This window comes from Streptomyces sp. NPDC001070, from assembly GCF_053598835.1.
The window spans coordinates 352,050-378,719 of sequence record NZ_JBSFLB010000001.1; the positions used below are offsets into that span (position 1 = coordinate 352,050).

At 73.6% G+C, this 26,670-nt stretch carries 22 protein-coding genes and 1 pseudogene; 10 read left to right on the forward strand and 13 right to left on the reverse strand.

What is annotated here, in order from left to right; all coding sequences use genetic code 11:
• Window positions 1-25 precede the first annotated feature (25 nt).
• Complete coding sequence (locus ACWDAS_RS01700; protein WP_450386412.1) at window positions 26-2,773, reverse strand: penicillin acylase family protein; 2,748 nt, start codon at window positions 2,771-2,773, stop codon at window positions 26-28.
• A gap of 187 nt (window positions 2,774-2,960) precedes the next feature.
• On the opposite strand from ACWDAS_RS01700, the gene ACWDAS_RS01705 reads away from it, so the two are divergent.
• Both ACWDAS_RS01705 and ACWDAS_RS01710 read left to right on the forward strand, forming a co-directional pair.
• Complete coding sequence (locus ACWDAS_RS01705) at window positions 2,961-3,560, forward strand: hypothetical protein (RefSeq protein ID WP_450386413.1); 600 nt, start codon at window positions 2,961-2,963, stop codon at window positions 3,558-3,560.
• A 389-nt stretch (window positions 3,561-3,949) separates the two neighbouring features.
• The gene (locus ACWDAS_RS01710; RefSeq protein WP_450386415.1) at window positions 3,950-5,395 is read left to right on the forward strand and encodes an amidase; all 1,446 of its coding nucleotides are present in this window, start codon (window positions 3,950-3,952) and stop codon (window positions 5,393-5,395) included.
• Here the strand turns inward: ACWDAS_RS01710 and soxR are convergent.
• Window positions 5,328-5,870 carry a redox-sensitive transcriptional activator SoxR gene (soxR, locus tag ACWDAS_RS01715; protein WP_450386416.1) on the reverse strand — a complete coding sequence of 181 codons (543 nt, stop codon included), beginning with the start codon at window positions 5,868-5,870 and terminating at the stop codon, window positions 5,328-5,330. The genes ACWDAS_RS01710 and soxR overlap by 68 nt on opposite strands.
• Before the next feature lie 9 nt (window positions 5,871-5,879).
• Window positions 5,880-7,214, reverse strand: a complete 1,335-nt coding sequence (locus ACWDAS_RS01720) for a glycosyltransferase 87 family protein (RefSeq protein ID WP_450386418.1) — start codon at window positions 7,212-7,214, stop codon at window positions 5,880-5,882.
• Window positions 7,215-7,340: 126 nt separating this feature from the next.
• Here ACWDAS_RS01720 and ACWDAS_RS01725 point away from each other — a divergent pair, with 126 nt between their 5' ends.
• Window positions 7,341-7,802 carry a MaoC family dehydratase gene (locus tag ACWDAS_RS01725; protein ID WP_450386420.1) on the forward strand — a complete coding sequence of 154 codons (462 nt, stop codon included), beginning with the start codon at window positions 7,341-7,343 and terminating at the stop codon, window positions 7,800-7,802.
• Here the strand turns inward: ACWDAS_RS01725 and ACWDAS_RS01730 are convergent.
• Entirely contained in the window at window positions 7,793-8,425 is a 633-nt protein-coding gene (locus ACWDAS_RS01730) for a TetR/AcrR family transcriptional regulator (protein ID WP_450386422.1), read from the reverse strand. The two genes, ACWDAS_RS01725 and ACWDAS_RS01730, sit on opposite strands and share 10 nt — an antisense overlap.
• Window positions 8,426-8,496: 71 nt before the next feature.
• A complete protein-coding gene (locus ACWDAS_RS01735; RefSeq protein ID WP_450386424.1) occupies window positions 8,497-9,648 on the reverse strand; it encodes an acyl-CoA dehydrogenase family protein in 1,152 nt (383 codons plus the stop codon).
• A 68-nt stretch (window positions 9,649-9,716) separates the two neighbouring features.
• On the opposite strand from ACWDAS_RS01735, the gene ACWDAS_RS01740 reads away from it, so the two are divergent.
• Entirely contained in the window at window positions 9,717-10,358 is a 642-nt protein-coding gene (locus ACWDAS_RS01740; protein WP_450386426.1) for a TetR/AcrR family transcriptional regulator, read from the forward strand.
• Between the two features lie 27 nt (window positions 10,359-10,385).
• Here the strand turns inward: ACWDAS_RS01740 and ACWDAS_RS01745 are convergent, their stop codons facing one another.
• From ACWDAS_RS01745 to ACWDAS_RS01770, 6 genes and pseudogenes are all read right to left on the reverse strand, one after another.
• Entirely contained in the window at window positions 10,386-10,757 is a 372-nt protein-coding gene (locus tag ACWDAS_RS01745; protein WP_450386427.1) for a hypothetical protein, read from the reverse strand.
• Between the two features lie 720 nt (window positions 10,758-11,477).
• Window positions 11,478-12,560, reverse strand: a complete 1,083-nt coding sequence (locus tag ACWDAS_RS01750) for a zinc-binding dehydrogenase (RefSeq protein WP_450386429.1) — start codon at window positions 12,558-12,560, stop codon at window positions 11,478-11,480.
• 38 nt (window positions 12,561-12,598) lie between these two features.
• Window positions 12,599-13,993, reverse strand: coding sequence for an aldehyde dehydrogenase family protein (locus ACWDAS_RS01755; RefSeq protein WP_450386431.1), 1,395 nt, complete (start codon window positions 13,991-13,993; stop codon window positions 12,599-12,601).
• 88 nt (window positions 13,994-14,081) lie between these two features.
• Window positions 14,082-16,316, reverse strand: coding sequence for a molybdopterin oxidoreductase family protein (locus ACWDAS_RS01760; RefSeq protein WP_450386433.1), 2,235 nt, complete (start codon window positions 16,314-16,316; stop codon window positions 14,082-14,084).
• A gap of 80 nt (window positions 16,317-16,396) precedes the next feature.
• Entirely contained in the window at window positions 16,397-16,705 is a 309-nt protein-coding gene (locus tag ACWDAS_RS01765) for a hypothetical protein (protein ID WP_450386605.1), read from the reverse strand.
• 216 nt (window positions 16,706-16,921) lie between these two features.
• Window positions 16,922-17,083, reverse strand: a pseudogene (locus ACWDAS_RS01770) (TetR family transcriptional regulator); the annotation flags it as partial.
• Window positions 17,084-17,149: 66 nt separating this feature from the next.
• On the opposite strand from ACWDAS_RS01770, the gene hmgA reads away from it, so the two are divergent.
• From hmgA to ACWDAS_RS01785, 3 genes are read left to right on the forward strand one after another with little or no spacing between them, the layout of a single operon-like run.
• Window positions 17,150-18,478 (forward strand): homogentisate 1,2-dioxygenase, encoded by a 1,329-nt coding sequence (gene hmgA / locus ACWDAS_RS01775; RefSeq protein ID WP_450386434.1) that lies wholly within the window; start codon window positions 17,150-17,152, stop codon window positions 18,476-18,478.
• Complete coding sequence (locus ACWDAS_RS01780) at window positions 18,475-19,233, forward strand: GntR family transcriptional regulator (RefSeq protein ID WP_450386436.1); 759 nt, start codon at window positions 18,475-18,477, stop codon at window positions 19,231-19,233. The genes hmgA and ACWDAS_RS01780 overlap by 4 nt, the downstream gene beginning before the upstream one ends.
• A gap of 14 nt (window positions 19,234-19,247) precedes the next feature.
• Window positions 19,248-20,480 carry a type ISP restriction/modification enzyme gene (locus ACWDAS_RS01785; protein ID WP_450386438.1) on the forward strand — a complete coding sequence of 411 codons (1,233 nt, stop codon included), beginning with the start codon at window positions 19,248-19,250 and terminating at the stop codon, window positions 20,478-20,480.
• A gap of 140 nt (window positions 20,481-20,620) precedes the next feature.
• On the opposite strand, the gene ACWDAS_RS01790 is transcribed toward ACWDAS_RS01785, so the two are convergent.
• Both ACWDAS_RS01790 and ACWDAS_RS01795 read right to left on the reverse strand, forming a co-directional pair.
• Entirely contained in the window at window positions 20,621-20,884 is a 264-nt protein-coding gene (locus ACWDAS_RS01790) for a hypothetical protein (protein ID WP_450386439.1), read from the reverse strand.
• A gap of 116 nt (window positions 20,885-21,000) precedes the next feature.
• Window positions 21,001-21,774, reverse strand: coding sequence for an anti-sigma factor (locus ACWDAS_RS01795; RefSeq protein WP_450386441.1), 774 nt, complete (start codon window positions 21,772-21,774; stop codon window positions 21,001-21,003).
• Window positions 21,775-21,947: 173 nt separating this feature from the next.
• On the opposite strand from ACWDAS_RS01795, the gene ACWDAS_RS01800 reads away from it, so the two are divergent.
• The 3 genes from ACWDAS_RS01800 to ACWDAS_RS01810 all read left to right on the forward strand — a co-directional run bounded on the left by ACWDAS_RS01800 (window position 21,948) and on the right by ACWDAS_RS01810 (window position 26,622).
• Window positions 21,948-23,516: a DUF4331 domain-containing protein gene (locus tag ACWDAS_RS01800; protein WP_450386442.1), complete on the forward strand. Its 1,569-nt coding sequence runs from the start codon at window positions 21,948-21,950 to the stop codon at window positions 23,514-23,516.
• A 131-nt stretch (window positions 23,517-23,647) separates the two neighbouring features.
• A complete protein-coding gene (locus tag ACWDAS_RS01805; RefSeq protein ID WP_450386444.1) occupies window positions 23,648-25,003 on the forward strand; it encodes a tetratricopeptide repeat protein in 1,356 nt (451 codons plus the stop codon).
• Window positions 25,000-26,622: a nickel transporter gene (locus ACWDAS_RS01810; RefSeq protein ID WP_450386446.1), complete on the forward strand. Its 1,623-nt coding sequence runs from the start codon at window positions 25,000-25,002 to the stop codon at window positions 26,620-26,622. The genes ACWDAS_RS01805 and ACWDAS_RS01810 overlap by 4 nt, the downstream gene beginning before the upstream one ends.
• Window positions 26,623-26,670: the final 48 nt, after the last annotated feature.

Sequence of the window (26,670 nt, forward strand, 5' to 3'; positions counted from 1 at the left end):
GCCCGCGCGGGCCGTTCTCGGCGGGTCAGCGGTGGGCGGGGAACTCCACGACCTGCTGGTAGGTCGGGCGGTTCTGCCAGCTGATCTTGCCGTGCTTGATGCCGCCGAGGGTGCGGTGGATGACCGTGTCCGCGCACCACTGGTCGCCGGCCGAGCAGTTCTCGTCACCCGGGTACACCTGGGCGGCGGTCCTGGCCGCGGCCTGCTTGAGGGTGCCGGTCAGCACGTCCCGGCAGGCCCCGAGGTCGCCGCCGCCGCAGTACGTGCGGGCCAGGCCGCCCTGCACGGGATCGCCGAGCACCGCCCGGATGTCCTTGTCGACATAGGACCACCAGCCGTACTGGAAGGAGCTGCCGGCGTGCGAGCCGGTCGGGCCGTGCCCGGCCGAGGGCGCCTCGTCGACCGCGAGGTCGGCGGTCAGCGCCGCGTACAGCTCGCTCCCCAGGCCCGGTTCGAACTCCGCCTGGACCAGCAGCGGCCACCAGGCGTCCATGATCCGCACCGCGTCGGCGTCGGCGTAGGTGTGCGAACCGGCCGACGTCTCCTTGCGCTTGGCCCCGGCGGTGACCCAGTCGGAGAGCTTGGTGACGGCCGCGGACACCGCGGGGTCGGAGACCGTGCCGCTGCGGAGCACCTTGAGCAGGTCGGGCAGCACGTCCTCGCCGCGCAGGTCGGTGAGAGCCGCGTCTGCCATCGCCTTGGTGAGCTGGGCCCGGGTGACGCCGCCCGCCGCGACGAGCTTCTTCACCCGGTCGTCGAGGAGGTTGCCGCGGTGCACCGAGCCGTTGCCGAAGCCGGCCGCGTCGTACTCCTTGGCCTGCCGGTTGTTCCAGGAGACGTAGTAGTCCTGCCCGACGGACTGCGGGTGCTCCGAGGCGGGCGTGTAGTCGGCGGTGTTGTGGGCGGGGTCGAAGCCGCGCCACTCGTAGGCGGCCTCGGCCCGCACCGGGAAGGTCGGGTCGACGTCGGCGGCCCGCACCGGGTTGGCACCGCTGTTGAAGTAGGCGGCCTGCCCTGAGTCGGCGTAGAACCAGTTGAAGGTGTAGTTGATGTGCTGGACCGCCTGCTGGAAGGACGCGGCGTCCGTGACGGCGGCCGGGTCGTTGAGCATCTGGAAGCCGACGACCGAGTCGGCCTCGTGCATGTAGGAGCTGCGCAGCGCCACATAGGCGACCTTCTTGCCGCCGACGGTCGCGCGGTGCGTCACCGGCCCGTACTTGGTGCGGTAGATCTGCATGCGGTAGGAACCAGCCGCCGTGCCGTCGGCGGTGGTGGGCTGCCAGGAGTTGGTGCGCTCCAGCTTCTCCATGGCCGTGCAGGTGCCGTGGTGGAGGTAGTGGACGTCGTCCTGGCAGAGCTCCATCGCGTAGGTGTCGGTGATGTCCTGGGCCGAGGTCGTCGCGCTCCACGCGTAGTCCTGGCCGCGGCCGAGCTCCACGTACATGCTCAGCCCCGCGAAGGAGGCGCCTCGGGCGCTGATCCCGGGGCCCTGGATCTCCTGGAGCATCAGCAGCTGTGGCGCGAAATAGCCGGTCTGCGGGCCGAAGACGGCGATCGGGTGGCCGCTCGCGGTGTGCGCGCCGCTCACCAGCAGCGCGTTGGACATGCCCCGGGTGTTCGCCGACAGCGCGGTGGTGGTGGCGCTCTTGGACGCCGCGGTCGCCTTCGCGGTGCCGGCGCTGCCGGTCCGGTCGTAGACCAGCGGCTCCACCGTCACGCTGCCGGCGTCGGGCAGCGCCCTCCCCTGGGGGTTCTCCGGCCGGACGGCGTACGGGAAGCTCCGGCCGTCGTGGACGGTCAGGACCGCCTCGGGGTCGTTGCGCTCGCGGAAGGACTCCCAGACCCGGGTGCCCTCGGTGACGCCGTACTTCTGCTGGGCGGCGAGCAGCGACAGCGCGTTGGTCACCTCCCCGCCCCCGCCGGTGCCGAACAGAGCGCCGATCACGGCCGCCAGGGCGATCAGGTCGGTGGGTTTGAACCTCTCGATGGTGCCGGCGTTGGTGATGGCGTCCTTGTGGCCGGTCAGAACGTACTCACCGGGGAAGTAGCGGCCGCTGTCGGAGGCGGCGATGTAGGCGTTGATGCCGTCCACGTAGGCGTTGACGTCGGCGAGCGCCTGCCGGCCGCGGTCCCCGTTCTGCGTGGCGATCCAGTCGATCTGGGCCTGCAGATCGTCCTCGGTGTACGGCGCGGCGCGCCAGAACTCCTGCTCCAGGCCCTGGTTGGCCGGGGCACCGCCGGCGAAGGAGGTCAGCTGGCCGCGTCCGACGTGCCGGAACAGGTCCATCAGCCACAGCCGGTCCTGGGCCGCGGCGTAGCCGGCCCCGAACTCGGTCCCGTACCGGGTCGTTCCGGAGATGTGCGGCACCCCGGTCTTCTTGTCCCGGGTGATCGTCACGTCGCTGCGGGGGGAGGTCGTCGAGGCGACCTGCCCGGACGGGATGCCGAAGGAGGCGTCGTTGAAGTAGGTGCTCATCGTGGCGTCGGTGAGGTTCTGGTACCCGCCGGCCAGGTTCGCGTACGGGCCGAGCTGGTCCTCCGCATGGTCCGGCTGGGTGCCGAAGATCTGGTTGAGCAGGATCTGGGCGAGCGTGGCGTTGCCGTTCTCGCCCGGCGGCAGGATGTCCGAGCACCGCCCCTGGCAGTAGTCGGTGACGGGGGCGGCGTGCGCCGCCGTGGGCAGCGGCGCGACGACGCTCGCGCCCAGGGCCAGGACCGCCGCGGCGGCCGCCGTCCTGACTCTTGTCCTGAACCTGTCAAATCTTGCTCGCATGACCGCTCCTCCCGAAGCCCGGTGTGACGCAGGTTACTTCGAATATGACCACCGAGTAAGGTGAACATGCGTCACGTTTCAGCTACGCCATCACGGCTGGAACTCATCGCCCCGGGGATGGATCCGGCACGCCGTCCGTTACGTCCATTCGACAGCGATGCGATACCGATGACGGAGGTGGCACACCATGGCCGGATTCCGAAGTCTCGCGAGACAGGTGCGCGATCCCCGGCGCTCGCCCACCCAGCGCCGCACCTACCTGCGCAGGTGCCTCGAGCGCTTCGCGCCGTACGGGCACCGTGCAACCTGGGACCACCTGTGCACCGGCGCGGGGATCGCGCCCGACGACCGCGAGCCGGACCCGGTCCGGCTCGTCGCGGCCCTCGCCGAACTGGAGGAGGCGCGGGCCGTCTGGCTCACCTACGAGCAGGAGTTCGCCGCCCGCCGCAAAGAGGAGAAGTTCTACGGCATCCGGCAGCCCGGCGCCCTCGACGACTGGCACCGGCGCACCTGGGGCGGCAACGGGGTCGCCTGGTGCGACGACCCCCGCGTCCACCCCGGGGACCGGCTCGCCGACGTACTGCGGCGCATCATCGCGGCGATCGACACGGGGCCGGGGGCGGGGTGCCCGGTCTGCGGCGAGTCGCACCTGCGGTGGCGGAACGGGCTCAACCACTACCCCGGTGCGGGGCCCGTGTGCGGGCGCTGCGGCATCGTGGTGCCGGTTCCCGTTCTGACGGAGGCGGCACTCGCGGCCGCCCGCGGTGGCCTCGTCCCGACGGGGTGAGTGTGCGGCGCGGCTGCGCCGGGCTGGCCGGTGGTTGTGTGCGGGTTGTTTGCGCCTGCGGCGGGCATGCCCCGCCCTCCCTCCCCCGGCCGAAGGCTGGGGGAGGGAGGGCGTTCTGGACGCTGACGCATATGTGTGTGCGGCATCCGGGACAGATCGAGGTCGTGCCCGCATGCACGTGAATATGCGGTCCAGAATGGCCGAGCCCGAAGGCCCCGACCCCGGCCCACCACCCGCGGCGCGCCACGGTCACCGACCACGCCGGAACACCCCCGCCCCCCGACAGAAACGACAAACAACCCGCACTGCTGACAGTTACCGCCCGGTAGCGCAACGATGCCCCCGGCAGAAGCAGGAACCACCTCGCGCGGACGGGACGGGACCGGGACATGGCCGAGCTGCACGATCTGACGGCGCTGGAGCAGGGGAAGGCGATCAGGGCCGGGGAGCTCTCCCCCACGGAACTCGCGGAGCACTACCTGGACCGCGTCGAGCGGCTCAACGACACCCTCGGGGCCTACATCACCGTCACCCCGGAAATCGCCCGCAAGCAGGCCGCGGACGCCGAGTCAGAGGTGCTGGCGGCCCGCCGCGAGGACCGGCACCAGCACCTGTCGCCCCTGCACGGCGTACCCGTCCCCGTGAAGGACCTCAACTTCGTGGCCGGGGTGCGCTGCACGCTGGGCTCGCAGGCGTACGCCGACCACGTGCCGGACGTCGACGACCACGTCGCCGCCAAGCTGCGCGCGGCCGGGACGATCCTGCTGGGCAAGACCAACACCCCCGAGTTCGGGCTGCCCTGCTACACCGAGAACAAGCTGGCCCCGCCCGCCCGCACCGCGTGGGACCTGGAGCGGTCCGCCGGCGGCTCCAGCGGCGGCGCCGCGGCCGCGGTCGCCGCCGGGCTGGCGCCGATCGCCCAGGGCAGCGACGGCGGCGGCTCGATCCGCATCCCGTCCTCCGTCTGCGGTCTGTTCGGCATCAAGCCCAGCCGCGGCCGGGTCAGCGCGGGCCCTGTGCAGCACGACGTGAGCGGGCTGAGCAGCAGCGGCCCGATCGCCCGTACCGTCGCGGACGCCGCGGCCCTGCTCGACGTGCTGGCGGGCCCGATGCCAGGTGACCCGTACGGCGCGCCCTCCTTGCCGCCGGGCGAGACGTTCTCCTCGTACGTCGCCCGCGAGCCCGGCACGCTGCGGGTGGTGGGACTGCCCCAGCCCCCCGTGCCGGGGGTCGAGCTGCACCCGGACTGCCGTGCCGCGTACGACGGCACCGCGGAGCTGCTGCGCGAACTCGGCCACCAGGTGGACGAGATCGAGCTGCCCGTGGACGGCGCGATCCTGGACGCCTTCACCCGTGTGTGGGGCGTCATGGCCACCGTCTACCCGGTGGCACCGGAGCAGGAGGAGCTGCTGATGCCGCTCACGCGGCACCTGCGTGCCGAGGGCGGCAAGGTGAGCGGCCCGGACTTCGCCGGATCGCTGTACGCGTTCCGGGCGTTGGGGCAGCTGATCGCGGACGCGCTGCTCTCCTCGTACGACCTCGTCCTGACCCCGACGCTGGCGCAGCCCCCGGCACTCGTCGGGAGTGCGGGCCTGCGCAACGACGACGATCCGGCCGCGGAGTTCGCGGGGCTGGCGGGCTACACGCCGTTCACGCCGATCTTCAACGCCACGGGCCAGCCGGCCGTGAACGTGCCGTTGCACTGGACGGAGGAGGGGCTGCCGATCGGTGTGATGTTCGGCGGCCGCTACGGGGACGAGGCGACCCTCATCTCGCTGTCGGCGCAGCTGGAGGCGGCCCGTCCGTGGGCCGGCCGCAGGCCCGCGATCTGGTAGCCGGGACGGGGCGCGGCGGTTCCGTACCGAGCAGCCGCCGCGCGCCCGGCCCCTGGTCGCCGAGCACGTCGCCGGGGTTGGACAGGGCGCATCGGTCCAGGGAGAGGCAGCCGCAGCCGATGCAGTCGTCGAGGCTGTCGCGGAGCCGGGTGAGCCGTTCGATGCGGCCGTCGAGTTCGGCGCGCCAGCCCGCGGAGAGCCGCGCCCAGTCCGCCCGGTCCGGGGTACGGCCCTCGGGCAGGCCGTCCAGCGCCTCGCGGATCGCGGCGAGCGGCATGCCGACCCGCTGGGCGGCCCGGATGAAGGCGACGCGGCGCAGGGTGTCGCGGGTGTAGCGGCGCTGGTTGCCCGGCGTGCGACGGCTGCCGATCAGGCCCTTGGCCTCGTAGAAGTGCAGCGCGGAGACGGCGGCGCCGCTGCGCCCGCTCAGCTGGCCGACGGTCAGTTCGCGGTGTTCCCCCGGGATCCTCGCCACGTGCCGACTCTACGGGAGCGCCGCCGGCCGCTTCCGGTGCGGGACGCTCGTGCGCCACAGCCGCACGCACGACACCACGGCGGCGGCGACCAGCAGTGCGTTGCGGACGGCGACGATCGCGGCGCCCTGCCAGGTCGGTGCGGTGACGTCCTCGAAGAAGAGCGGGTAGTCGACCGTGGTCACGGCGGTGGCGAGCAGCACCAGCACGGCGACCGGCCGCTGGGTGGTCTGCCGCACGGTCAGGCAGACGGCGCCGAGGCCGAGGAGCCAGATCAGGTACTGCGGGCTGATGACCCGGCTGGTGACGGTGAAGAGCAGCACGGCGGTCAGCGCCGCGTCGTACGGGGTGGCCGGTGTCCAGCGGGCCGCCCGCATCCGCCACATCAGCAGCCACACCAGGGCGAGCGCGGTCAGCAGCAGCGAGGCGGTGGTGATCTCGGCGACGTACGGGCCGACGAACTCCAGCGACCCGTAGTGTGCGCGAACGCGCCCCGGCCAGCCGAACATCTCGGCGACGTGCAGGAAGGTGCCGCCGAGGGACTCGATCTCGACGCCTCGGTGGTGCTGGGCGGACAGGAAGCCGAGGGCGCCGCGGAAGGCGGTGCAGAGCACGAGCAGCAGCGCGCCCGCGGACACGGCCAGCGCGGTCCAGGTCTGCCGGGTGGTCCGGCCCCGCGGGGTGCCGAGCACGGTCAGCACGGGCCAGAGCTTGATCAGCGCGGCGAGCCCGGCGAGCGCGCCGCCGAGCCGCGGCCGCGCGGGCAGCGCGAGCAGCGCCCCCACGGCGACGACGGTGACCATCAGGTCGTACCGCGCGTAGGGCAGGTGCATCAGCAGCGGCAGCCCGAGCGCCCACAGCCACGCCCCGGCGGTGCTGCGCCCGGGCATACCGGTCCCGGCGCGCAGGAGGAGGAGCAGGACGAGGGCGTCCGCGGCGAGCGACAGCAGGACGAAGCCCTGGAAGTAGCTGAGACCGGGCAGCAGGGCCGGGGCGAGCATCACCAGCGCGGCGCCGGGCGGGTACTGCCAGGTCACGTCGCCGACGGGGAAGGTCCCGTGCTCGAAGCCCTGGCTCCAGTGGCGGTAGAGGTAGTGCACCTCGCGGGCGATGTCGCCCTGCCCGCTGCGCAGCAGGGCCAGCATGACCACCCGGCTGGCGATCCAGTAGGCGGCCAGGGCGAGCCAGGTCTGGGGCCAGGTCGCGGGACGCAGCAGGACCGGACGGTCGGCCGGGGCGGGAGTGCCACCGCCGTGCCGGACCTCCACCGTGTGCCAGTCGGGCGGGCTGGTCTCCGTGGGGGCCTCGGCCACTTCCGTCTCCTCCACCGCCGCGAACAGGGACATACGGAGATGAAAGATAGTCACAATCCGGACAAACAAACCGTGATACGCGCCGAGTGCGGGGCGTTGACAGGGGTCCTCCGCTGAGACCATGCTGAGCAAGCGCTTAGACAGTACGGGAGGCATGACATGGGACAGCCCAGGATCTTCACCTCGGTGGACGAACTGAAGGCCGCCATCGGGGAGGACCTCGGCACGACCGGATGGCTGGAGGTCGACCAGAAGCGGATCGACCTCTTCGCGGACGCCACCGGGGACCACCAGTGGATCCACGTGGATCCGGAGAAGGCGGCCCAGGGCCCCTTCGGCACGACCATCGCGCACGGCTACCTGACGCTGTCGCTGATCCCGTCCTTCACCCCGGAACTGCTGCGGGTCGAGGGCGTGCGGATGGGCGTCAACTACGGTGTGAACAAGGTTCGCTTCCCCTCCCCCGTCCCGGTCGGCTCGCGGCTGCGGGCCACCGGCCGGATCGCCGAGGTGAGCGAGGTGCCGGGCGGCGCCCAGCTCGTCGTGGGGATCACGGTGGAGCGGGAGGGCGGCGACAAGCCGGTGTGCGTCGCCGAGACGGTCGTGCGCTTCTACCTCTGACCGGGGGCGTACCCGACCATGCGCAGGGCGAGATCGGCGTACAGCGCGCCGATCCCGTCCGGCGTGCGGCGCCCGCCGGGGTTGAACCAGCGGGCCACGTCGATGCAGAGGGACAGCAGCGCGACGGTGGTCCCGGACACGTCCGGCACGTCGAAGTCCCCGGCCTGCACGCCGTCGCGGATGATCGAGCGGACCGCGGCCTCGCTCTCCCGGCGCAGCGCCACGACCTCGGCGTAGTGCTCGGGGCCGAGCGCGCCGAGCTCGTACTGGACCACCCGGCCCGTGGTGTGGTGCTCGGCGTGCCAGCGGACGAAGGACCGCACGGCCGTGGCCAGCCGCTCGGCGGGGCCGCCCTCGCCGTTCGCGGCACCCTGGAGCAGCCCGAGCGAGAGCCGGTGCCCGACCACGCTGATCTGGTAGAGCAGCTCTTCCTTGGTCTTGTAGTGGATGTAGAGCGCCGCCGGGCTCATGCCGGCCCGGCCCGCGATGTCCCGCGTGGTCGTCGCGTGGTAGCCGCGCTCGGCGAACGCCTCGACCGCGGCGATCACCAGCCGCCTGGCGGCATCGGGGGTGATCCCGGTCCACGCCTCGGTCCGCTCCGACTGCTCCGCCTCCACGTCCATGGCGGACACCTTACATCGACACTGAGCAAGCGCTTAGATACCGAGCGGTCGGTCGGTCCGCGGACGGCCGGTCAGAAGGCCGCGATCCCCGTCAGCTCCCGGCCGATCAGCAGCTTCTGTATCTGGCTCGTGCCCTCGTACAGGGTCATCACGCGGGCGTCCCGCAGCAGCTTGCCCACGGGGTACTCGTCGATGTAACCGTAGCCGCCGAAGACCTGAAGCGCGTTGTTGGCGCAGCGCACCGCAGCCTCGCTCGCGAAGAGCTTCGCCTTGGACGACTCGGCGGCGAAGGGCAGCCCGCGGTCGATGAGGTCGGCGACCCGCCAGGTCAGCAGCCGGGCCGCGTCCACGTCGAGGGCGATGTCCGCGAGCAGCTCCTGCACCAGCTGGTGCGCGGCGATCGGCTTGCCGAACTGCTCGCGCTCCTTGGCGTACGCCACGGCGGCGTCCAGCGCCGCCTGCGCGATGCCCACGCAACCGGCGGCGACGGACATGCGGCCCTTGGCCAGGGCCGACATCGCGACCGAGAAGCCCTTTCCCTCGGGGCCGATCATCGCGGAGGCCGGCACCCGCACGTCCTCCAGGGCCAGCTCGGCGGTCGCCTGACCGCGCAGGCCGAGCTTGCCGTGGATCTCGCGCCGGGACACCCCGGGGGTGTCCGTGGGCACCAGGAAGGCGCTGACGCCCTTGTGGCCGGGGAGGTCGTCGGTGCGCGCGAAAAGCAGGACGACGTCCGCCCAGGTGCCGTTCGTGATGAACGTCTTCGCGCCGTTGATCACGTAGTCGCCGCCGTCGCGCCTCGCGCGAGTGATGAGGCTGCCGGCGTCCGAGCCGGTGCCGGGCTCGGTGAGGCCGAAGCAGCCCACGGCCTCCCCCGAGGCCAGCCGGGGCAGCCAGGCACGCTTCTGCTCCTCGGTGCCCCAGTGGGCGACGGACTTCGCGACGAGCCCGAGGGAGACGGAGACGATGCCGCGCACGGAGGAGTCGCCACGGCCCAGTTCCTCGGTGACCAGGCAGTACGCCAGGTGGTCGCCGCCAGAGCCGCCGTACTCCTCGGGAATGGTCAGCCCGAGGAAGCCGACCGCGCCCAGCTTCTTCACGATGCCCCGGTCCACGCTCTCGGCCCGGTCCCACGCGGCCGCGTGCGGCACGATCTCGCGCTCGGTGAAGTCGGCGGCCAGCGCGCGCACCGCGGCCTGCTCCTCGGACAGCTCAAGATTCACGGGGCACCTCGGTTCGACTTTAAATTAGCACTGCTAGTTTCCAGCGGCCGGCCTCTACTATGTGCCGCATGGCCCGCCCCCGCAAGCCCCTGCTCAGCCGCGAACGCATCGTCGCGACGGCACTCGCGCTCGTGGACGGGGAGGGACTGCAGGCCGTCTCGACGCGCCGTCTGGCGGCCGAGCTCGGCGTCAGCGGACCGAGTCTCTACAACCACTTCACGACCAAGGACGAGATCCTGGACGCGGTCGCCGACGCGGTCGTCGGCGAGGTCGACATCTCCATGTTCGACAACGGCCGCGACTGGCGGGAGGCACTCGTCGCCTGGGCCCGTTCCTACCGCGCCGCGCTCGCGGCCCACCCCCACATCGTCCCGTTCCTCGCCCAGGGCCCGGGCCGCCGCCCGGCGGGCCTGCGCATGGCCGACGCGGTCTTCGGCGGCATGACCGCCGCCGGCTGGCCCCCCGCCCACGCCACCCGCGTGGGCGCGCTCATGCGGTACTTCGTGGCCGGATCGGCCCTGGGGTCCTTCGCGCGGGGGTTCGTCGACGATCCGTCCGCCTACGATCCGGCGGACTACCCGCACCTCGGCCAGGCCCACCTGCTCGCGGAGCGCCAGGAGCAGGTGGACCAGGGCGCGTTCGAGGCGGGCCTGCGGGCCCTGGTGGACGGGCTCGCCCTGCAGTTCGCCGCGCTCGGCACGGCGCCCTGACGGGGCGCCGAGCGGCGACGGCACGGGTCACAGCACGCAGGGGGCGGTGATGCAGACGGGGTGTTTGCGCCAGTCGCCGCCCTTCGTGTGGACGCCGCCGTTGCTGCCGCCACCTCCGTAGCCGTCGCCGTCGTGGTCACCGTGACCCGGGTCCCAGGGGCCGGGTTTCCAGTGGTCGGTCCGGATGTGGGTGCTGCCGGAGCCAGTCTGGTTCATGTCCTCGGTGTAGAGGAGCGTCGAGTACTCACCGCCGTGATCTGCCGGGACGTCGGCCGGCACGGTGTGCCGCGCGACGGGTGCGGCGGCGAACGCCGTGGTGGGCAGAAGCGCGCCTCCCGTCACGACGGCGGTTGCGGCGGCGAGTGCGAAGAAGCGGCGGGTCAGGATCATGTGCGTCATGGGAATCTCCTCGGGCGATCGTGGGCTCCCTCCAGTGGGCCGCGTGAGGATCGTCCCGTCATGACCCTGGATTTCGTGGCTTGACGCGTGGGGTTGTTCGTGGTCGGGGTGGGTGTTCCGGCGCGGTCGGCGACCGTGGCGTGCTGTTCGTGGTGGGCCGGGGTCGGGGCCTCCGGGGCTGCACGTCCTGGACTGGCATGTTCACGTGCATGGCGGGCACCTTCTTTTCCCGCCCCGCATGCCGCACACACATGGGCCGCAGCGTCCAGAACATCCCATTCCCCCAGCCTCCGGCCGGGGGGGGTGCCCCCAACTCCCCCGCCCCTCCCTCTCGTCGGCGACTGACCGCCGGTGGGTGGGGTGAGAAGGCGGTCCGGGTTGCCGCACGTGCCCGGACCACCCTCACCGCCCGTCAGGCGCCCCTGGGAGCACCTCCCAGCGGTGGCTGGGGGAGACGAGCGGCGGACCCGGCGCCGAATGACGTGGGCCAGCGCCGCGAGCGCCGAGGTGGGGGGGCACCCCCGGCCGAAGGCCGGGGGAGGACCCCGGCGCGGCACCGACCCCGTACGTGCGCAGCGAGGCGGCAACTGACCGCGCCGGATGGGGCACCCCGGCCGAAGGCTGGGGGAGGGCGGGAGGGCGGGGGATGCCCGCCGCAGGCGCAACGGAACCGCACACGAACGACAACCGGTACAGGGTGCCGCAGGCACCACCGCACTGTCAGAAGACGACCAGCGCCCTCCCACCCCGTCCCGCCAGCATCCCCTCGAACGCCCCCGGAATCCCGTCCAGCCCGATCCGCTCCGTGACCATCGCCGAAAGATCCAGCCGCCCCGCCCGCACGTGCTCGGCCAGAACGGGCAGGTCCCGTGCCGGGTCGCTGTTGCCGTACACGCACCCGGACAGCGTGCGCCCGAAGTGGAAGAGCTCCAGCGCGGAGAAGGAGACCAGGTCCCCCTTCCCCCCGATGCCCACCACCGTCGTGCGGCCGCCGCGCCGGGTGGAGGACCACGCGGCGCGGATGGTCTCGGCGCGGCCCACGCACTCGATGGCGACGTCCGCCCCGTGCCCGCCGGTCAGCGCGCGGATGCGCTTCGCGATGTCGTCGCCGGCGACGAGGAACTCCGTGGCGCCCGCGGCCCGTGCCAGGGCCTCCTTCTCCGGGGAGACGTCGACGGCCAGGACGGCGCCCGCCCCCGCGATGCGGGCCGACTGGAGGACGGCGAGGCCGACCCCGCCGACGCCGAAGACGGCGACGGACTCGCCGGGGCGGACTGCGGCGCTGTGGTGGACGGCGCCGTAGCCGGTGAGCACCGCGCACCCCAGCAGGGCGGCCTCCGTGAGCGGGACGCCGTCCGGGAGGGGCAGCACCGCGGAGGCCGCGACCACGGTCTCCTCGGCGAACGCGGCCGTGCCGAGGCCCGGGTAGAGCTCGTCGCCCGAGGTGGCGAGCTTGGCGTACGGCGCGGCGGCCGCCGCGCCCGCGTTGGCGCAGAGCCAGGGCTCGCCGAGCCCGCAGTAGTGGCAGGCGCCGCAGGAGGGCGCCCAGTTGAGGACGACGCGATCGCCGGGTGCCACATCCGTGACGCCCTCGCCGACGGAGACGACCGTGCCCGCGCCCTCGTGGCCGAGGACGGCCGGCACGGGCTGCCGCAGCGTCCCGTTGGACAGGGACAGGTCTGAGTGGCACACCCCGGCCGCGGCGAGCCTGACCCGGACCTGGCCCGGCCCGGGTTCGGGCAGGTCGATGTCGGCGATGGTCAGGGGCGCGTTGACGGCGGGCAGTACGGCGGCGCGGACCACGGTGTTTTCTCCTGCGCTCAGGGCGGTGACGGCTGCGGTCAGAACTGGAGGGACTTGGTCTGGAGGTACTCGGCGAGGCCGTGCGGGCCGAGTTCGCGCCCGACGCCGGACTGCTTGTACCCGCCGAAGGGCGCCAGCGGGTTGAAGCGCCCGCCGTTGATGTCGACCTGGCCGGTGTCCATGCGCCGGGCGAAGGCGACGGCCTCGGCCTCGTCGCCCGCCCAGACCGCGCCGGCGAGGCCGTAGACGGTGCCGTTGGCGATGCGCAGGGCGTCGTCCTCGTCCTCGTACGGGAGGATCGACAGGACGGGGCCGAAGATCTCCTCCTGGGCGATCGTCATGTCCGGGGTGACGTCGGCGAAGACGGTCGGGCTCACGTAGTAGCCCTCGGGGCGCGGCGCGTCGGCACCGCCCGCGACGATGCGGGCGCCCTCCTCGACGCCCTTGGCGATGTAGCCGCGGACACGGTCACGCTGCTTGGCGTTGACGACGGGGCCGATGCGCTCGCCGGGCACGTACTTGGCGGCGGCCGTCGCGGCGAGGGCCACCGCCTCCTCGTAGCGGTCGCGGTGGACCAGCATGCGGCTCCAGGCGCTGCACGTCTGGCCGGTGTTGGACATGACGTTGGCGACGCCGACGTTGACGGCCTTGGCGAGGTCGGCGCTGGGGAGGATCACGTTGGCGGACTTGCCGCCGAGCTCCAGCGCGACGCGCTTGACGGCGGCCCCCGCGGTGGCGGCGATCTGCCTGCCGACGGCGGTGGAGCCGGTGAAGGAGACCAGGTCGACGTCCTCGTGGGCGGCCAGGGCCTGTCCGGCGACCGGGCCGAGCCCCGTGACCAGGTTGAACACGCCCGCGGGCAGCCCGGCTTCGTGGACGGCCTCGGCGAAGAGCTGGGCGACCAGCGGAGTGTCCTCGGCGGGCTTGAGGACGACCGTGCAGCCTGCGGCGAGGGCGGGGGCGACCTTGGCGACGATCTGGTGGAGCGGGTAGTTCCAGGGGGTGATGGCGCCGACCACGCCGACCGGCTCGTGGAAGACGGTGGAGTTGCCGATCCGCTCCTCGAAGGAGTGGGTGGCGGCGAGTTCGGCGTACGAGCCCGCGACCGCGATCGGGAGGCCCGCGTGGACCGCCTGGCTGAACGGCGGCGGCGCGCCCAGTTCGGCGGTGACGGTCTCGGCGATCTCGTCGCTGCGGGCGGCGAGGGCGTCGCGCAGGGCGGCGATGCGGGCGGCGCGCTCGGCGGGCGGCGTGGCCGCCCAGCCGGGGAACGCCGCACGGGCGGCGCGGACGGCGGCGTCGACGTCCTCGGCGGTGCCGGCGGGCACGGTGGCGATCACCTGCTCGTCGGCGGGGTTGACGACGGCGATCGTCTCCGTGCCGGCGGCGGGCCGCCAGTCGCCGTCGATGTACATCGCGTCGTGCGGCTTCATCCCTTGTCCTCCCGGGCGGACCTGCCTTGGCACGCCCAAACTAGCGCTGATAGTTTTCCGTTTCCAGGGCGGCACCCCGTGCGGTGGATCACGCGGGCGCGACCTGGACGGGGAAGCCGTTGAGGACGGCCGTGCCCGACAAGGGGTCGAGCAGGGTGCCGTCGAGCAACTGGTTGAGGTTGGCGCCGGGTTCGCGGGCGGCGACGCTCAGCCGGGTGCCGTCCCGGTCGTGGCCCCAGCCGTGCGGCAGGCTGACGACGCCGGGCCGCATCGCGTCGGTGACCTCGACCGGGGCCTCGATCTCGCCGCCGTCGCCCTTGATCCGGGCGGGGGCCGCGTCGGTGAGGCCGAGGCGGGCGGCGTCCTCGGGGTGGATCTGGAGGGTGCAGCGGTTGGTGCCGCCGGTCAGCGCGGGCACGTTGTGCATCCAACTGTTGTTGGAGCGCAGGTGGCGGCGGCCGATGAGGACCAGCCCGTCCCCGGAGTGCCCGCCGACCGCCGCCAGCAACCGGGGCACGTCGGCGGCGATCGCCTCGGGCGCGAGTTCGATCGTGCCGGAGACGGTGCGCAGGATCTCCGGGACGCGCGGACGCAGCGGGCCGAGGTCGATGCCGTGCGGGTGGTCGAGGAGCCGGCGCAGGGTGAGGCCGTCGGGGTCGGTGCCGAAGCCGTCGCCGTAGGGGCCGAGCCGGAGCATCATGTCGAGCCGGCGCTCGTGGCCGCTGCGGCCGGTGAGCGCGGCGGCCAGTTCGGCGGGGTCGCGGCCGTGGACCGCGGAGTGCGGGTCGGCGGTCTCCTTGCCGAGGCAGTGGGCGATGACCTGCTCGTCGACGAGTGCGGGGTCGGCGTCCGCGCCGAAGCCGCCAAGGATGAGTGCGAGCCGGGCCAGGATCTCCGGCTCGCCGGGCCTGCCGTCCTCCAGCGGGACGGCGGGCGGGCTGTAGCGGGCGTTGTTGCGCACGGAGAAGTTGGCGAACGCGAAGTCGTAGTGGGCGCTGCGGGACGGCGGGGGCGGCGGCAGGACGACGTGGGCGTGGCGGGTGGTCTCGTTGAGATACGGGTCCACGCAGACCATGAGGTCCAGCTCCGCCAGGGCGCGGTCGAGGCGGGCGCCGTCGGGGGCGGACAGCACGGGGTTGCCCGCGATGGTGACCAGGGCGCGGATCCGTCCGTCGCCGGGGGTGTCGATCTCCTCGGCGAGGGCGGCCGCGGGCAGTTCGGAGGCGACCTCGGGGTGCCCGGAGACCCGGCTGCGCCAGCGGCCGGTGGTGAAACCGCGGCCGGGGCCGGCAGGCCGGGGGGCGCGCGCGGTGGGCGGCAGCGGGAACATGACACCGCCCGGCCGGTCGAGGTTGCCGGTGAGGATGTTGAGGACGTCGATCAGCCAGCTGGCGAGGGTCCCGAAGCGCACGGCGGTGCTGCCCAGGCGGCCGTAGACGGCGGCGGTGGGGGCCGCCGCCAGGTCGCGGGCGAGGGCGCGGATCCCCTCGGCCGGGACGTCGCAGTACGGGGCGACGGCCTCGGGCGTGAAGTCGCGGGCCAGGGCGCGCACCTCGTCGACTCCGGTGACGTGCCCGGCGAGGGCGCCGAGGTCGGTGAGGCCCTCGTCGAACAGCACGTGGACGGCGGCGAGGAGCAGGGCGGCGTCGGTCCCGGGACGGGGGGCGAGGTGGAGGTCGGCGAGTTCGGCGGTGCGCGTGCGCTTGGGGTCGATGACGGTGAGCCTGCCGCCGCGGCGGCGCAGCGCCTTGAGCTTGCCGGGGAAGTCGGCCGCGGTGGCGAGGCTGCCGTTGGAGACCAGGGGGTTGCCGCCGATGATGACCAGGTGGTCGGTGCGGTCAAGGTCGGGCACCGGGACGGCCAGCGCGTCGCCGTAGAGGTGGCCGCAGGCGGCCTGCTTGGGCATCTGGTCCAGGGTGCTGGCGGAGAACAGGGCGCGGGTGCCGAGGGCGCGGATGATCATCGGCGGATAGAGGCCGCCGGCGATGGTGTGCACGTTGGGGTTGCCGAGGTAGACGGCGGTCGCCGCGGTGCCGTGGGTCCCGCGGATCCGGGCGAAGCCCTCGGCCACGGCGGCGTACGCCTCGGCCCAGGTCGCCTCGGTGAGCCTGCCGTCGCGCCGTACCAGGGGGGTGGTGAGGCGGTCGGGGTCGCCGTCGACCTCGCCGAAGGAGGCGCCCTTGGGGCAGATGAAGCCCGCGCTGAAGACGTCGTCGCGGTCGCCGCGGGCGCGGGTGACGCGGTCGTCCTCGATGGTCAGGGTCAGGCCGCACGTGGCCTCGCACAGCGGACAGATACGCAGAGCGGTACGGCTGCTGGCCATCGGGCCTCCCGGGGCAGGGCGCTTCCTGGTGTGCGGTCACCATACCGACCGGTATGCATGTTGGGGTAGCACCCGCGGCACTACGGCTCCAGGACACCCGCGAGGTAGGCGCGCAGCAGTTGCTTCGTCTCGGCGATGAGCGTGGCGTCGCCCTGCGGGTCGGCACGGAAGGCCATCTTGAGCAGGGCGTCGGCGGCCTCGACACCCACGACGAAGGCCGTCCGCAGCCGCCGGCCGTCGGTCACGGCCACACCGGCGCTGCCGAGCGGGGCGATGAGCAGGGCGCGGAGGCGGTCGGCGACGAGGTGGTTGGCCAGGTCGTTCACGGCGGGGCCGGGAGCCGGGCCGGCGAAGCTGACGAGGGCGAAGCCGGGCACGGTGCGCCGCATGACGACGTACTGGTCGACGACGAGGTCGACGAGGCGGCGCCAGCCGCCGGAGGCGTCACGGGCCTCGCCGTCGGCCGCGTCGGCCGCGTCGACGGTGTCGCCGGCGTCGAGGTGGGCGGTCACGCCGGCGAGGTATTTGTCGAGGTTGCGGCGGGCGAGGGCGTCGGCCATGGCGCGCTTGTTGGAGAAGAAGCGGTACACCGACCCGATCGGCACTCCGGCGCGGGCGGCGACGGCCCGCGTGCTCAGCTCCTCGTACCCGCTCTCGTCGAGGATCGCCGCGGCCGCGTCGAGGATCCGGGCGAAGCGTTCGGCGCTGCGCTGCTGGACGGGGACGCGCCGGAGACCGTTGCCGCTGCTGTGCACGAGGTCCATCATGCCGGTTTTCCACAGGGCCAGGCCGATCCCTTGCGGGGTTGATTCCTATGGACAACCATAGGAATCGTGACCAGCACAGAGATCGCCAGCACAGAGATCCAGGACGGCAAGGACCTCGCCTATCTCCCGGGCTTCGGCAACGAGCACGTGAGCGAGGCGGTCCCCGGAGCGGTTCCGGTCGGCCGCAACTCACCGCAGCGCGCCCCGCTCGGCCTGTACGCGGAGCAGCTGAGCGGCACCGCCTTCACCGAGCCGCGGCATCACAACCGCCGCTCGTGGCTGTACCGCATCCGCCCTTCGGCGGCCCATCCGCCGTTCCACCGCATCGGCAACGGGCGGCTGCGCAGCGCGCCCTTCAGCGAGAGCGAGCCCGACCCCAACCGGCTGCGCTGGAGCCCGCTGCCGATACCGCAGGAGCCGGCCGACTTCGTGGACGGCCTGGTCACCGTCGGCGGTAACGGTGACGTGCTGCGCCGCGAGGGCGTCGGCATCCACTGGTACGCGGCCAACCTCCCGATGGACGGCCGGGTGTTCTCCTCCTCCGACGGCGAGCTGCTGATCGTGCCGGAGCGCGGCGGGCTGCTGATCCGCACGGAGCTGGGCGTCCTGGCCGCCGCGCCGGGCCATGTCGCGCTGATCCCGCGCGGGGTGCGCTTCCGGGTCGAGCTGCCCGACGGCGAGGCGCGCGGCTACGTCTGCGAGAACTACGGCCAGCCGTTCCGGCTGCCCGACCTCGGCCCGATCGGCGCCAACGGGCTCGCCAACGCGCGGGACTTCATGGCGCCGGTGGCGGCGTACGAGGATCGCGAGGAGCCGGTGGAGGTGGTGAACAAGTTCGGCGGCAACCTGTGGGCCGCCGAGTACGGCCACTCCCCCCTCGACGTCGTCGGCTGGCACGGCAACCTGGTGCCGTACGTCTACGACCTGCGGCGCTTCAATGTGCTGGGCAGCGTCAGCTACGACCACCCCGACCCGTCGATCTACACCGTGCTGACCTCGCCCTCCGACACCCCGGGGCTGGCCAACGCCGACTTCGTGGTCTTCGCGCCGCGCTGGCTGGTCGGCGAGGACACCTTCCGGCCGCCGTACTTCCACCGCAATGTGATGAGCGAGTTCATGGGGCTCATCGAAGGGGCGTACGACGCCAAGGCGGAGGGCTTCGTCCCGGGTGGGGCCTCGCTGCACAACATGATGTCGGCGCACGGCCCGGACCGGGCGACCTTCGACAAGGCGAGCGCCGCCGAGCTGATACCGCAGAAGGTGGACGACGGGCTGGCCTTCATGTTCGAGACGCGCTGGCCTGTGGTCGCGACGGCGGAGGCCCTGGGAGCGGAGCATCTGCAGCGGGATTACGACGGCGTGTGGCGGGGGCTTGAGCGACACTTCAGGCCATGACGACGAGCCCGAGCACCTTCGCCCCCGACTCGCTGGTCCTGAACCGCAAACTCCCGTTGTGGTACCAGGTCTCGCAGTCCCTGCGCGCCTCGATACTCGGCCGCCGTCCGGACGCCCCGCTGCGGCTGCCGACCGAGGACGCGCTGGCGGAGCACTACGGGGTCAGTGTGCTCACGATGCGGCAGGCGCTGAAGGAACTGGAGGAGGAGGGGCTGATCAGCCGGCACCGCCGGCGCGGCACCTTCATCGAGCCGGCCGCGCGGCGCGGGGCGCCGGTGCGGCTGCTGGGCTCGGTCGACGCGATCGTCGCCCAGCAGTCCGGGGACCGTACCAGCGTGCTCGGCCACGGCCCGGCGCCCGTGCCGCCGGAATACGCGGAGCACTTCCCCGGGCTGTCCGAGACCGTGGCCTACCGCCGGCTGCGCTGCGACGAGTCGGGGGAACCGACCAACTGGGCGGAGAACTTCGTCCTGCCGGAGCTGGCGGCCCGGATCGACCTCGCGGACCTGGCGCGCTGGCCGATGACGAAGGTGCTGCGGGACGCCCTCGGCGTGCGGATCAGCCGCATCACCGACACCGTCGAGGCCCGGCTCGCCGACCCTGACACCGCCCGGCTGCTGCAGGTGCCGCTGCTCAGCCCGATCCTGCACTACACGGGGGTGACGTACGACGAAACCGGCCGCGCCGTCGACGTGGTGCGGATCCACTACCGGGGTGACCGCTTCTCCTTCACCGTGACCATGGAGGCCCCCTGAGGGGCGTCAGTAGCATGCTCACAGTGAGCGATGAAGCGCCGACGCTGGCCGACCTGATGCCGTGGTCCATCCCGCCCCTGCGCCTGGGGCGGGGCTGGGTGATGGCTCCCGAGGCGGCGACCCTCACCGCGCGCTGGGACCGGCTGATGAAGGCCGAAGGCGCCGAGCGCGAGCGGCTGTTCCATCCGACACGGGCCCGCACCCCGCACACGGCCGTCGCCCAACTGCCGGGCCATCCCACGCCCACCACCCGGCTGGAGCGGGAGGAGGGGCCGTGCGCGGAGCCGGTACGGGTACTGCACGGCCCTTACGACCAGCAGTGGCTCATCCCCGACCAGCGGCTGATCGACGCGGCGCGTCCGGAGCTGTGGCGGGTCGCCGACGAGGGCCATCAGCTGTACGCGGTGGAATCGGCGCGTCTGCCCCAGGTCCCGGGGCCGCCGCTGACCTTCTCCGCGCTGCTGCCCGACGGCCACTCCCCCGCCGGCCGGCCCGGCCGGATCCGGCCGCTGTTCCGCAGGCCGGGCGGGCTGGACCCGAACCTCGCGCCGGGGCTGCTGGGCCATCTCGCCGGGCGCCTGGGCGCCCCGGTCACCGCGGAGGACGTGCTCGCCTGGGTGGCCGCGCTGGGCACGGGCCCGCCCGTGGAGGTGCCGCTCACCGCCGATCCCGGGCTGTGGGCGGAGGGCCTCGCCCTGGGCCGCCGTGTGCTGTGGCTGCACACCCGGGGCATCCGCTTCGCCGATCCGGCGGAGCTCCGCCCGGCCGGTCATCCCCGGCTGCCGGGCGGCCGGCGGCCGTACGTCCGGGCGGCGCTGCCCGACGTGCCGCGCGAGGCGCCCTCGTACGACCCGGAGGAGGAGGCACTGGTGCTGGGGAGCGGGCGGATCGCACCGGTGCCGGAAGCGGCCTGGGAGTTCCACGCCGGGGGGACGCGGGTACTGGAGACCTGGTTCGAGCGGCGCGGCCCCGACGGCGCGGCCGACGGCCTCGACGCGATCCGCCCCGCCACGTGGCCGCGGACCAGGACGACCGAACTACTGGAACTGATCAGTGTGCTGGCCCTGCTGGCGGAGCTGCGGCCGCCGCGCCGCGCGCTCGCCGCCCGGGTGGCCGCCGGCCCGCGGATCGGCGCCGCCGAGCTGCGCGCGGCCCGCATCCTGCCGGTGCCGGAGGCGGCGAGGCGTCCGGCCTCCGTGCTGGATCACCACGAGGAAGGTCCGGACGGGCAGTTCGCCCTCCTGTGATCCCAGCCGTGACCACAAGTCGACATGACAACAGGCCCGGAGGGAACACACCGACGCGCCGCATGACACAGCGCGTTGCCGGGACGGTGTGTTGCGCCCGAGCCTGTCCGCCGCTCAAGAAGAGCCGGGAACGCCTTTGGTCAGCCGCGGCTGCCGAAGAGCGAACGGCGCAGCCGCCGCAGCGGCGCGAACAGCGACACGCGCGCCCCGCGGTTGGCGTTCGCGCGTACGTCGTCGCGCGCGGTCAGCTCGCGCATCAACAGCGTCGCCTCCTCCGCCTCCCGCTGCGGCACGGCAGGGCCGGCCAGCACCGAGAGATGGCGGTCGAGACGCGCGCTGGAAGCACTGCTCCCGCACGTGACGGCAGGCACCCGCGGCCTGCTCCGCATTGCTATCTGATCCATGACACTCCCCACCCGTTCGAGGGCACCCGGCACCGGGCAGGGTAACCCTATCGTCCTGCGGCGTCACCTATGCATCCGCGTTCCCGGATTCACCTGCCCGTCAAGGCTGTTGACGGTCACGAACCGATCCCCAGCGCGAGCAGGGGAAGTTGGGCGACAGGATCCGAGGTGGGAAGCACGGATCCGCCACTCGGCTCAATCGTCACCGTGAACGCGAACGACCTCTCGTCCAGTCCGCCGGCCACGAGCGGCCCGGGCGCGCCGCCCGCCGCCGGATCGGCGCCCAGCACCCCCACCGATCGATAGGCCGCCGGGCGCTCGCTCACCAGCCACAGCTGGTAGACGCGGCCCTCCTCCAGCCGTGGCAGCCCCTGCACCGTCACCACCGCCCGGCGCAGCTCACGCGACACCACGGCCGCCACTCCCCGCCCGTGGTCGTCGCTGGCGTAGGCGGGACGGGCGTCGGCGGCGGTCAGCACCTCGTTCACCGCACGGGTGTTCCCGCGCTCGCGGTCCAGTTGCCCCGAGGTCCGCAGCAGCAGGGCGCCCAGCACCGCGCACGCAAGCAGCGCCACCGCGGCGCCCGCCACCGCAAGGCGCGCCGCGGACGGCCGGCGCCACCCGTCGCCCCGCCGCCCCCGGACCGGCGCCGCGCAGGAGGGGGCATCCGCCGCGTCGTCCACCGGCAGCGGCACCATCGGCGGAGGCGGAAGCAGCACCGGCGCGGCCGCGCCCGGGGTCCCGAGCCGCACGGTGTCCCCGGCCGACTCCCGAACCCGTTCCGCACACATGTCGCAGCGCATCAGGTGCCGTTCGAATCTGCGCAGTTCACGCGGCGCGAGGGTGTCGAGCGCGTATGCCGCGGCCAGTTCGTGCACGGAGCGTCTCATCCGTCGCCCTGCTTCCCTCCGCGGTGCGCTCACCGCCCGGCGGCCATTACCACGTTACAGCCCTGTGACACAAATCCGCGCCGGTCCGCCAATCCGCCGCCCACCCGGCCCCGAACAACCCACGCAGGACCTCTTCCAAGGGGGAGGGGCCAGACTCGCGGAGGACCGACGCGATGACCGCAAACAGCAGGAGCAGGCTCACGGCCCGGTTCGGGCGATCGCGCACGATCGCCCTGCTGGCCGCGGGCGCACTGGCCGCGGGGGGGCTCGCCGCGGCGGGCGTCACCGGACTGGAGCCGGGGACGGCGCAGGCGTCCAGCCACCGGGAGGCACCCCTGATCTCGGGGCAGCCGCAGTACGACACCACGGACGTCTACGCGTTCGTCAGCCCCGACCGTCCGGACACCACCACGCTGGTGGCGAACTGGATCCCGTTCGAGGATCCGGCCGGCGGCCCGAACTTCTACAAGTTCGCCGACGACGCCCAGTACGACATCCACATCGACAACGACGGCGACGCGCAGGGCGACTACCTCTACCGGTGGACGTTCCAGGACCACTTCCGCAACAAGAAGACGTTCCTCTACAACACCGGCCCGGTCACCGGCCTGAACGACCCGGACCTGAACTTCTTCCAGACGTACGACATCGACCTGTTCCGGCTGCACAACCAGCAGGTCGTCGGCCGCTACAAGGTCGCGAACGACGTACCGGTCGCGCCCTCGAACGTCGGCAAGGCGTCGATGCCGGACTACAACGTGCTGCGCCAGCAGGCCGTCAAGCCCCTGGGCCGCGGCACGACGGCCTTCGCCGGCCAGTCCGACGACCCGTTCTTCCTCGACCTGCGGGTCTTCGACCTGCTCTACGGGGGCAATCTCTCCGAGGTCGGCGACGACACCCTCAAGGGCTACAACGTCAACACCATAGCCCTGCAGGTCCCGACCGCGGCGATCCGCCAGTCGGCCAAGCAGCCGGTGGTCGGCATCTGGTCCACCACGCAGCGGCGGACCGCGAACGGCGACTGGGCGCAGGTCTCCCGCCTCGGCATGCCGCTGGTCAACGAGGTCGTCAACCCGCTCAAGGACAAGGACCGGTTCAACGCGTCCTCGCCCTGGAACGACGCGCAGTTCCTCAAGAACGTGACGCACCCGGAGCTGCCCAGGCTGATCGAGGGCATCTACAAGATCAAGGCCCCGGCCACCCCGCGCAACGACCTGGTCCAGGTGTTCCTCACCGGCGTGCCCAAGCTCAACCAGCCGCCGCACGTCCGCCCGTCGGAGATGCTGCGGCTCAACACGGCCGTCCCGCCGACCGCCAAGCCCAAGCGGCTCGGCGTGCTGGACGGCGACACCGCGGGCTTCCCGAACGGCCGCCGGCTGAGCGACGACGTCGTCGACATCGCGCTGCAGGTGGTCGAGGGCGAGCTGGTCGGCTCGAAGAACGACCTGGGCGACGCCGTCAACGCCAACGACCAGGCCTTCGGCGCCAGCTTCCCCTACGTCGCCCTGCCGGCCTCCGGCTCGGACGGCCCGCTGGCCAAGCCGGTCACCAACTCGGCGCAGACCGGCGGGATCACGCAGCTCAACGCGGGCGGCCTGCTCCCGGGCGGCGGTGACGACGACACCGTGCTGATCGCCTCCGCGGCCTCCGGCGGCGCGGGCGTGCTGCTCATCGGCGCCGCGCTGCTGTGGTGGCGGATGCGCCACCGTCCCGTCGGCCGGCGGGCGCACAGCCGGGCCTGACGGCCACCGGCCACCGGCCACCGGCCACCGGCCACCGGCCACCGAAGGCAGCACACCGCACGGCACCCGGCCGGGGCGCACCGCGAGCGCCCCGGCCGGGCTCCACCCCATCATCCCGAAAGGCAGCAGCCATGGACGTACCGGCCCCGGGCCGACTGCGCGCCGCCGCCCTGTACGCGGCGCTGGTGCTCGGCCTCGCGCTGGCGCTCACCGCGGGCGCGCTGGTCCTCGGCGGATCCTCCGGCTCCCGTGACGCCGCGCGGGTCGCGGCGCCCGCCGCCGACGCCCCGCTGGACCGCCTCGCCGAGGGCGACCTCGCGGGCGGCATCGCGGCCCTGCAGACCCATCTGCGCGCCCAGCCCAAGGACGCCTCCGGATGGGCCGCGCTCGGCGCCGCCTACGTCGAGCAGGCCCGTACCAGCGGCGACCCGACCCGCTATCCGCAGGCGCAGGCGGCCTTCACCCGCTCGCTGCGGATCACGCCGCGCGACAACGACGCCGCCCTCGCGGGGCGTGCCGCGCTCGCCGCAGCCCGCCACGACTTCCGCACCGCCCTCACCGAGGCGGACCACGCGCTGAAGGTGAATCCGTACAACGAGCGGGCCCTGGCCGTCCGCGTCGACGCCCTGGTCGAACTCGGCCGGTACGACGCCGCGCTGAGCGCCGCCGAGCACGCCGACTCGGTGCGGCCCGGCATCCCGGTCTTCACCCGTCTGGCCTACGTCCACGAGCTGCGCGGCGACCCTGCCGGCGCGCGCCGCATCCTCACCCGCGCCCTGGACTCCGCCGCGACCCCCGGCGACACCGCCTACGTCGCCACCGCGCTGGGCCAGCTCGCCTGGAGCCAGGGCCAGTACCCGGCCGCGTTGCGGCACTTCGCCACCGCGCTGCGCGCCGACCCCGCCTACCTGCCCGCGATCGAGGGCCGCGGCCGGACGTACGCGGCGCGCGGCGACCGGGAGAAGGCGCTGCGCGACCTGGGCGAGGTCGTCGACCGCTATCCGCTGCCCGCGCAACTCGCGGAGCTGGGTGAGCTGTACGAGGCCGCGGGTCGCAAGGGGCGGGCCGAGCAGCAGTTCGCGGTGGTCGGCACCTGGATCGCCCTCGCCAGGGCCAACGGCGTCGCCACGGACCTGGACGCCGCCCTGGTCGCCGCCGACCACGGCGACGCCGGGGAGGCGCTGCGCGCCGCCCGCGCCGAGTGGGCGCGCCGGCACACCGTCCACACCGCCGACGCCCTCGCCTGGGCCCTGCACGTCAACGGCCGCGACCGCGAGGCCCTGCCGTACGCGAAGCGCTCCTCCGCGCCGGGCTACCGCAACGCGGCCTTCCTCTACCACCGAGGCGTCATCGAGGCGGCCCTCGGCGAACGCGAGGCGGCCGGGAGGTCCCTCGCCGCGGCCCTCCGCCTCAATCCCGGCTTCTCCCCCACCGGAGCCCCGGCCGCCCGCAGGGCGCTGGCACGCATCGAAGGAGACCCGTCATGATCCGGCGCAGGACGGCCGCCGCGGCGGCCGCGGCAGCGGCGGGAGCCGCGCTGGCGCTGCTGCCCGCCGGGCAGGCGCAGGCCCACCCGCTGGGCAACTTCACGGTCAACCGCTACGACGGCCTGGTCGCCGCCCCCGGCATGCTGCGGATCGACCACGTCGAGGACCTCGCCGAGATCCCCGCCGCGCAGGCCGTGCCCGTGATCGACCGGAACGGCGACCGGACCCTGAGCCGCACCGAGTTGGCGGACTGGGCGGCACGTCGCTGCGACACCGCCGCGAAGGGCGCGGAGGCGACCGTCGGCGGCCGCCCCGAGCCGGTGTCGGTGCGCGCGGCGGCCGCGACCGTACGGCCGGGGCAGGCGGGACTGACGACCCTGCGCGTCGAGTGCCGGCTGACGGCGCGGCTGCCGAACGGCCGGCCCGCGGCGCTGACGTACCGTCCGGCGGACATCGGCACCGGGCCCGGCTGGCGGGAGATCACCGCGCGCGGCGACCGGATGACGCTCCAGGACGCCGACGCGCCCGGGGACTCGGTGTCTCGGCGGCTCACCGCGTATCCCAAGGACCTGCTGTCCTCGCCCGCCGACGAGCGCTCGGCCGGCTTCCGGGTGACTCCGGGAGGCCCCGCGCTGACGGCGCGGGAGGACGCTCCCGCTGCCTCCGGTGTGCTGCCGCGCGGCGCGGACCGCTGGACGCAGGCGCTCACCGACCTGGTGTCACGGCACGCGCTCACCCCTGGGTTCGCCGCCCTGGCCCTGCTCACGGCGCTGGTCCTGGGCGCGATGCACGCGCTCGCGCCCGGTCACGGCAAGACGCTGATGGCCGCGGCGGCGGCCGCGGGCGGGCGGCGGTCGCGGCGGGACATGATCGCACTGGGCGCGTCGGTGACGGTGACCCACACCATGGGGGTGTTCGCGCTCGGGCTGCTGGTCACGACCGGTTCGGCCGCGGCGCCCTCGGTCATCGGCTGGCTCGGCGTCGCGAGCGGTGTGCTGGTCGCCTTCGCCGGGGCGGCCCTGCTGCGCCGGGCATGGCGGCTGCGGGGGCACGCGCACGACCACTCCCATGGGCACGGTCACGACCACGGGCACGGGCACGGCCATGGACGCCACGGCCACCCGCGCGGTCACACCCACCCCGTGCCCTCCCACGGGACGGCACCGCAGGCGGAGCCCGCCGCCGCGCCGGCCGCCGTCCTGACCGCGGAACGCCCCGCTCCCGAAACCGGCGTTCACCCCCGCGCCCACACCCACCCGCACCCCCACACCCACGAGCCGCGCCCCACCCTCCGGGGCACGATCCTGCTCGGCTTCGCCGGCGGTCTCGTCCCCAGTCCCTCCGCGGTCGTCGTGCTGGTCGGCGCAGCGGCACTGGGGCAGGCCTGGTTCGGCTTCCTGCTGGTACTGGCGTACGGCGCGGGTCTGGCGATCACGCTCACCGCGGCCGGTTTCGCCGTCGTGCGCCTGGGCCGGCTGGCCGGGAAGGCGTCGGCGCTGCGGGCGCGCGGGCGGCTGTTCACGGCGGCACGCCGGCTGGCGCCGCTGGCGACGGCGTCGGTGGTGCTCGTGCTGGGCTGCGGACTGGTGCTCAGGGCCGCGCTGGCGCTGCCCGGGTGAGGGATGTTTCCGCCGAAAGGGTCCGTTCGGGAGGAAGTTCGGTCATGC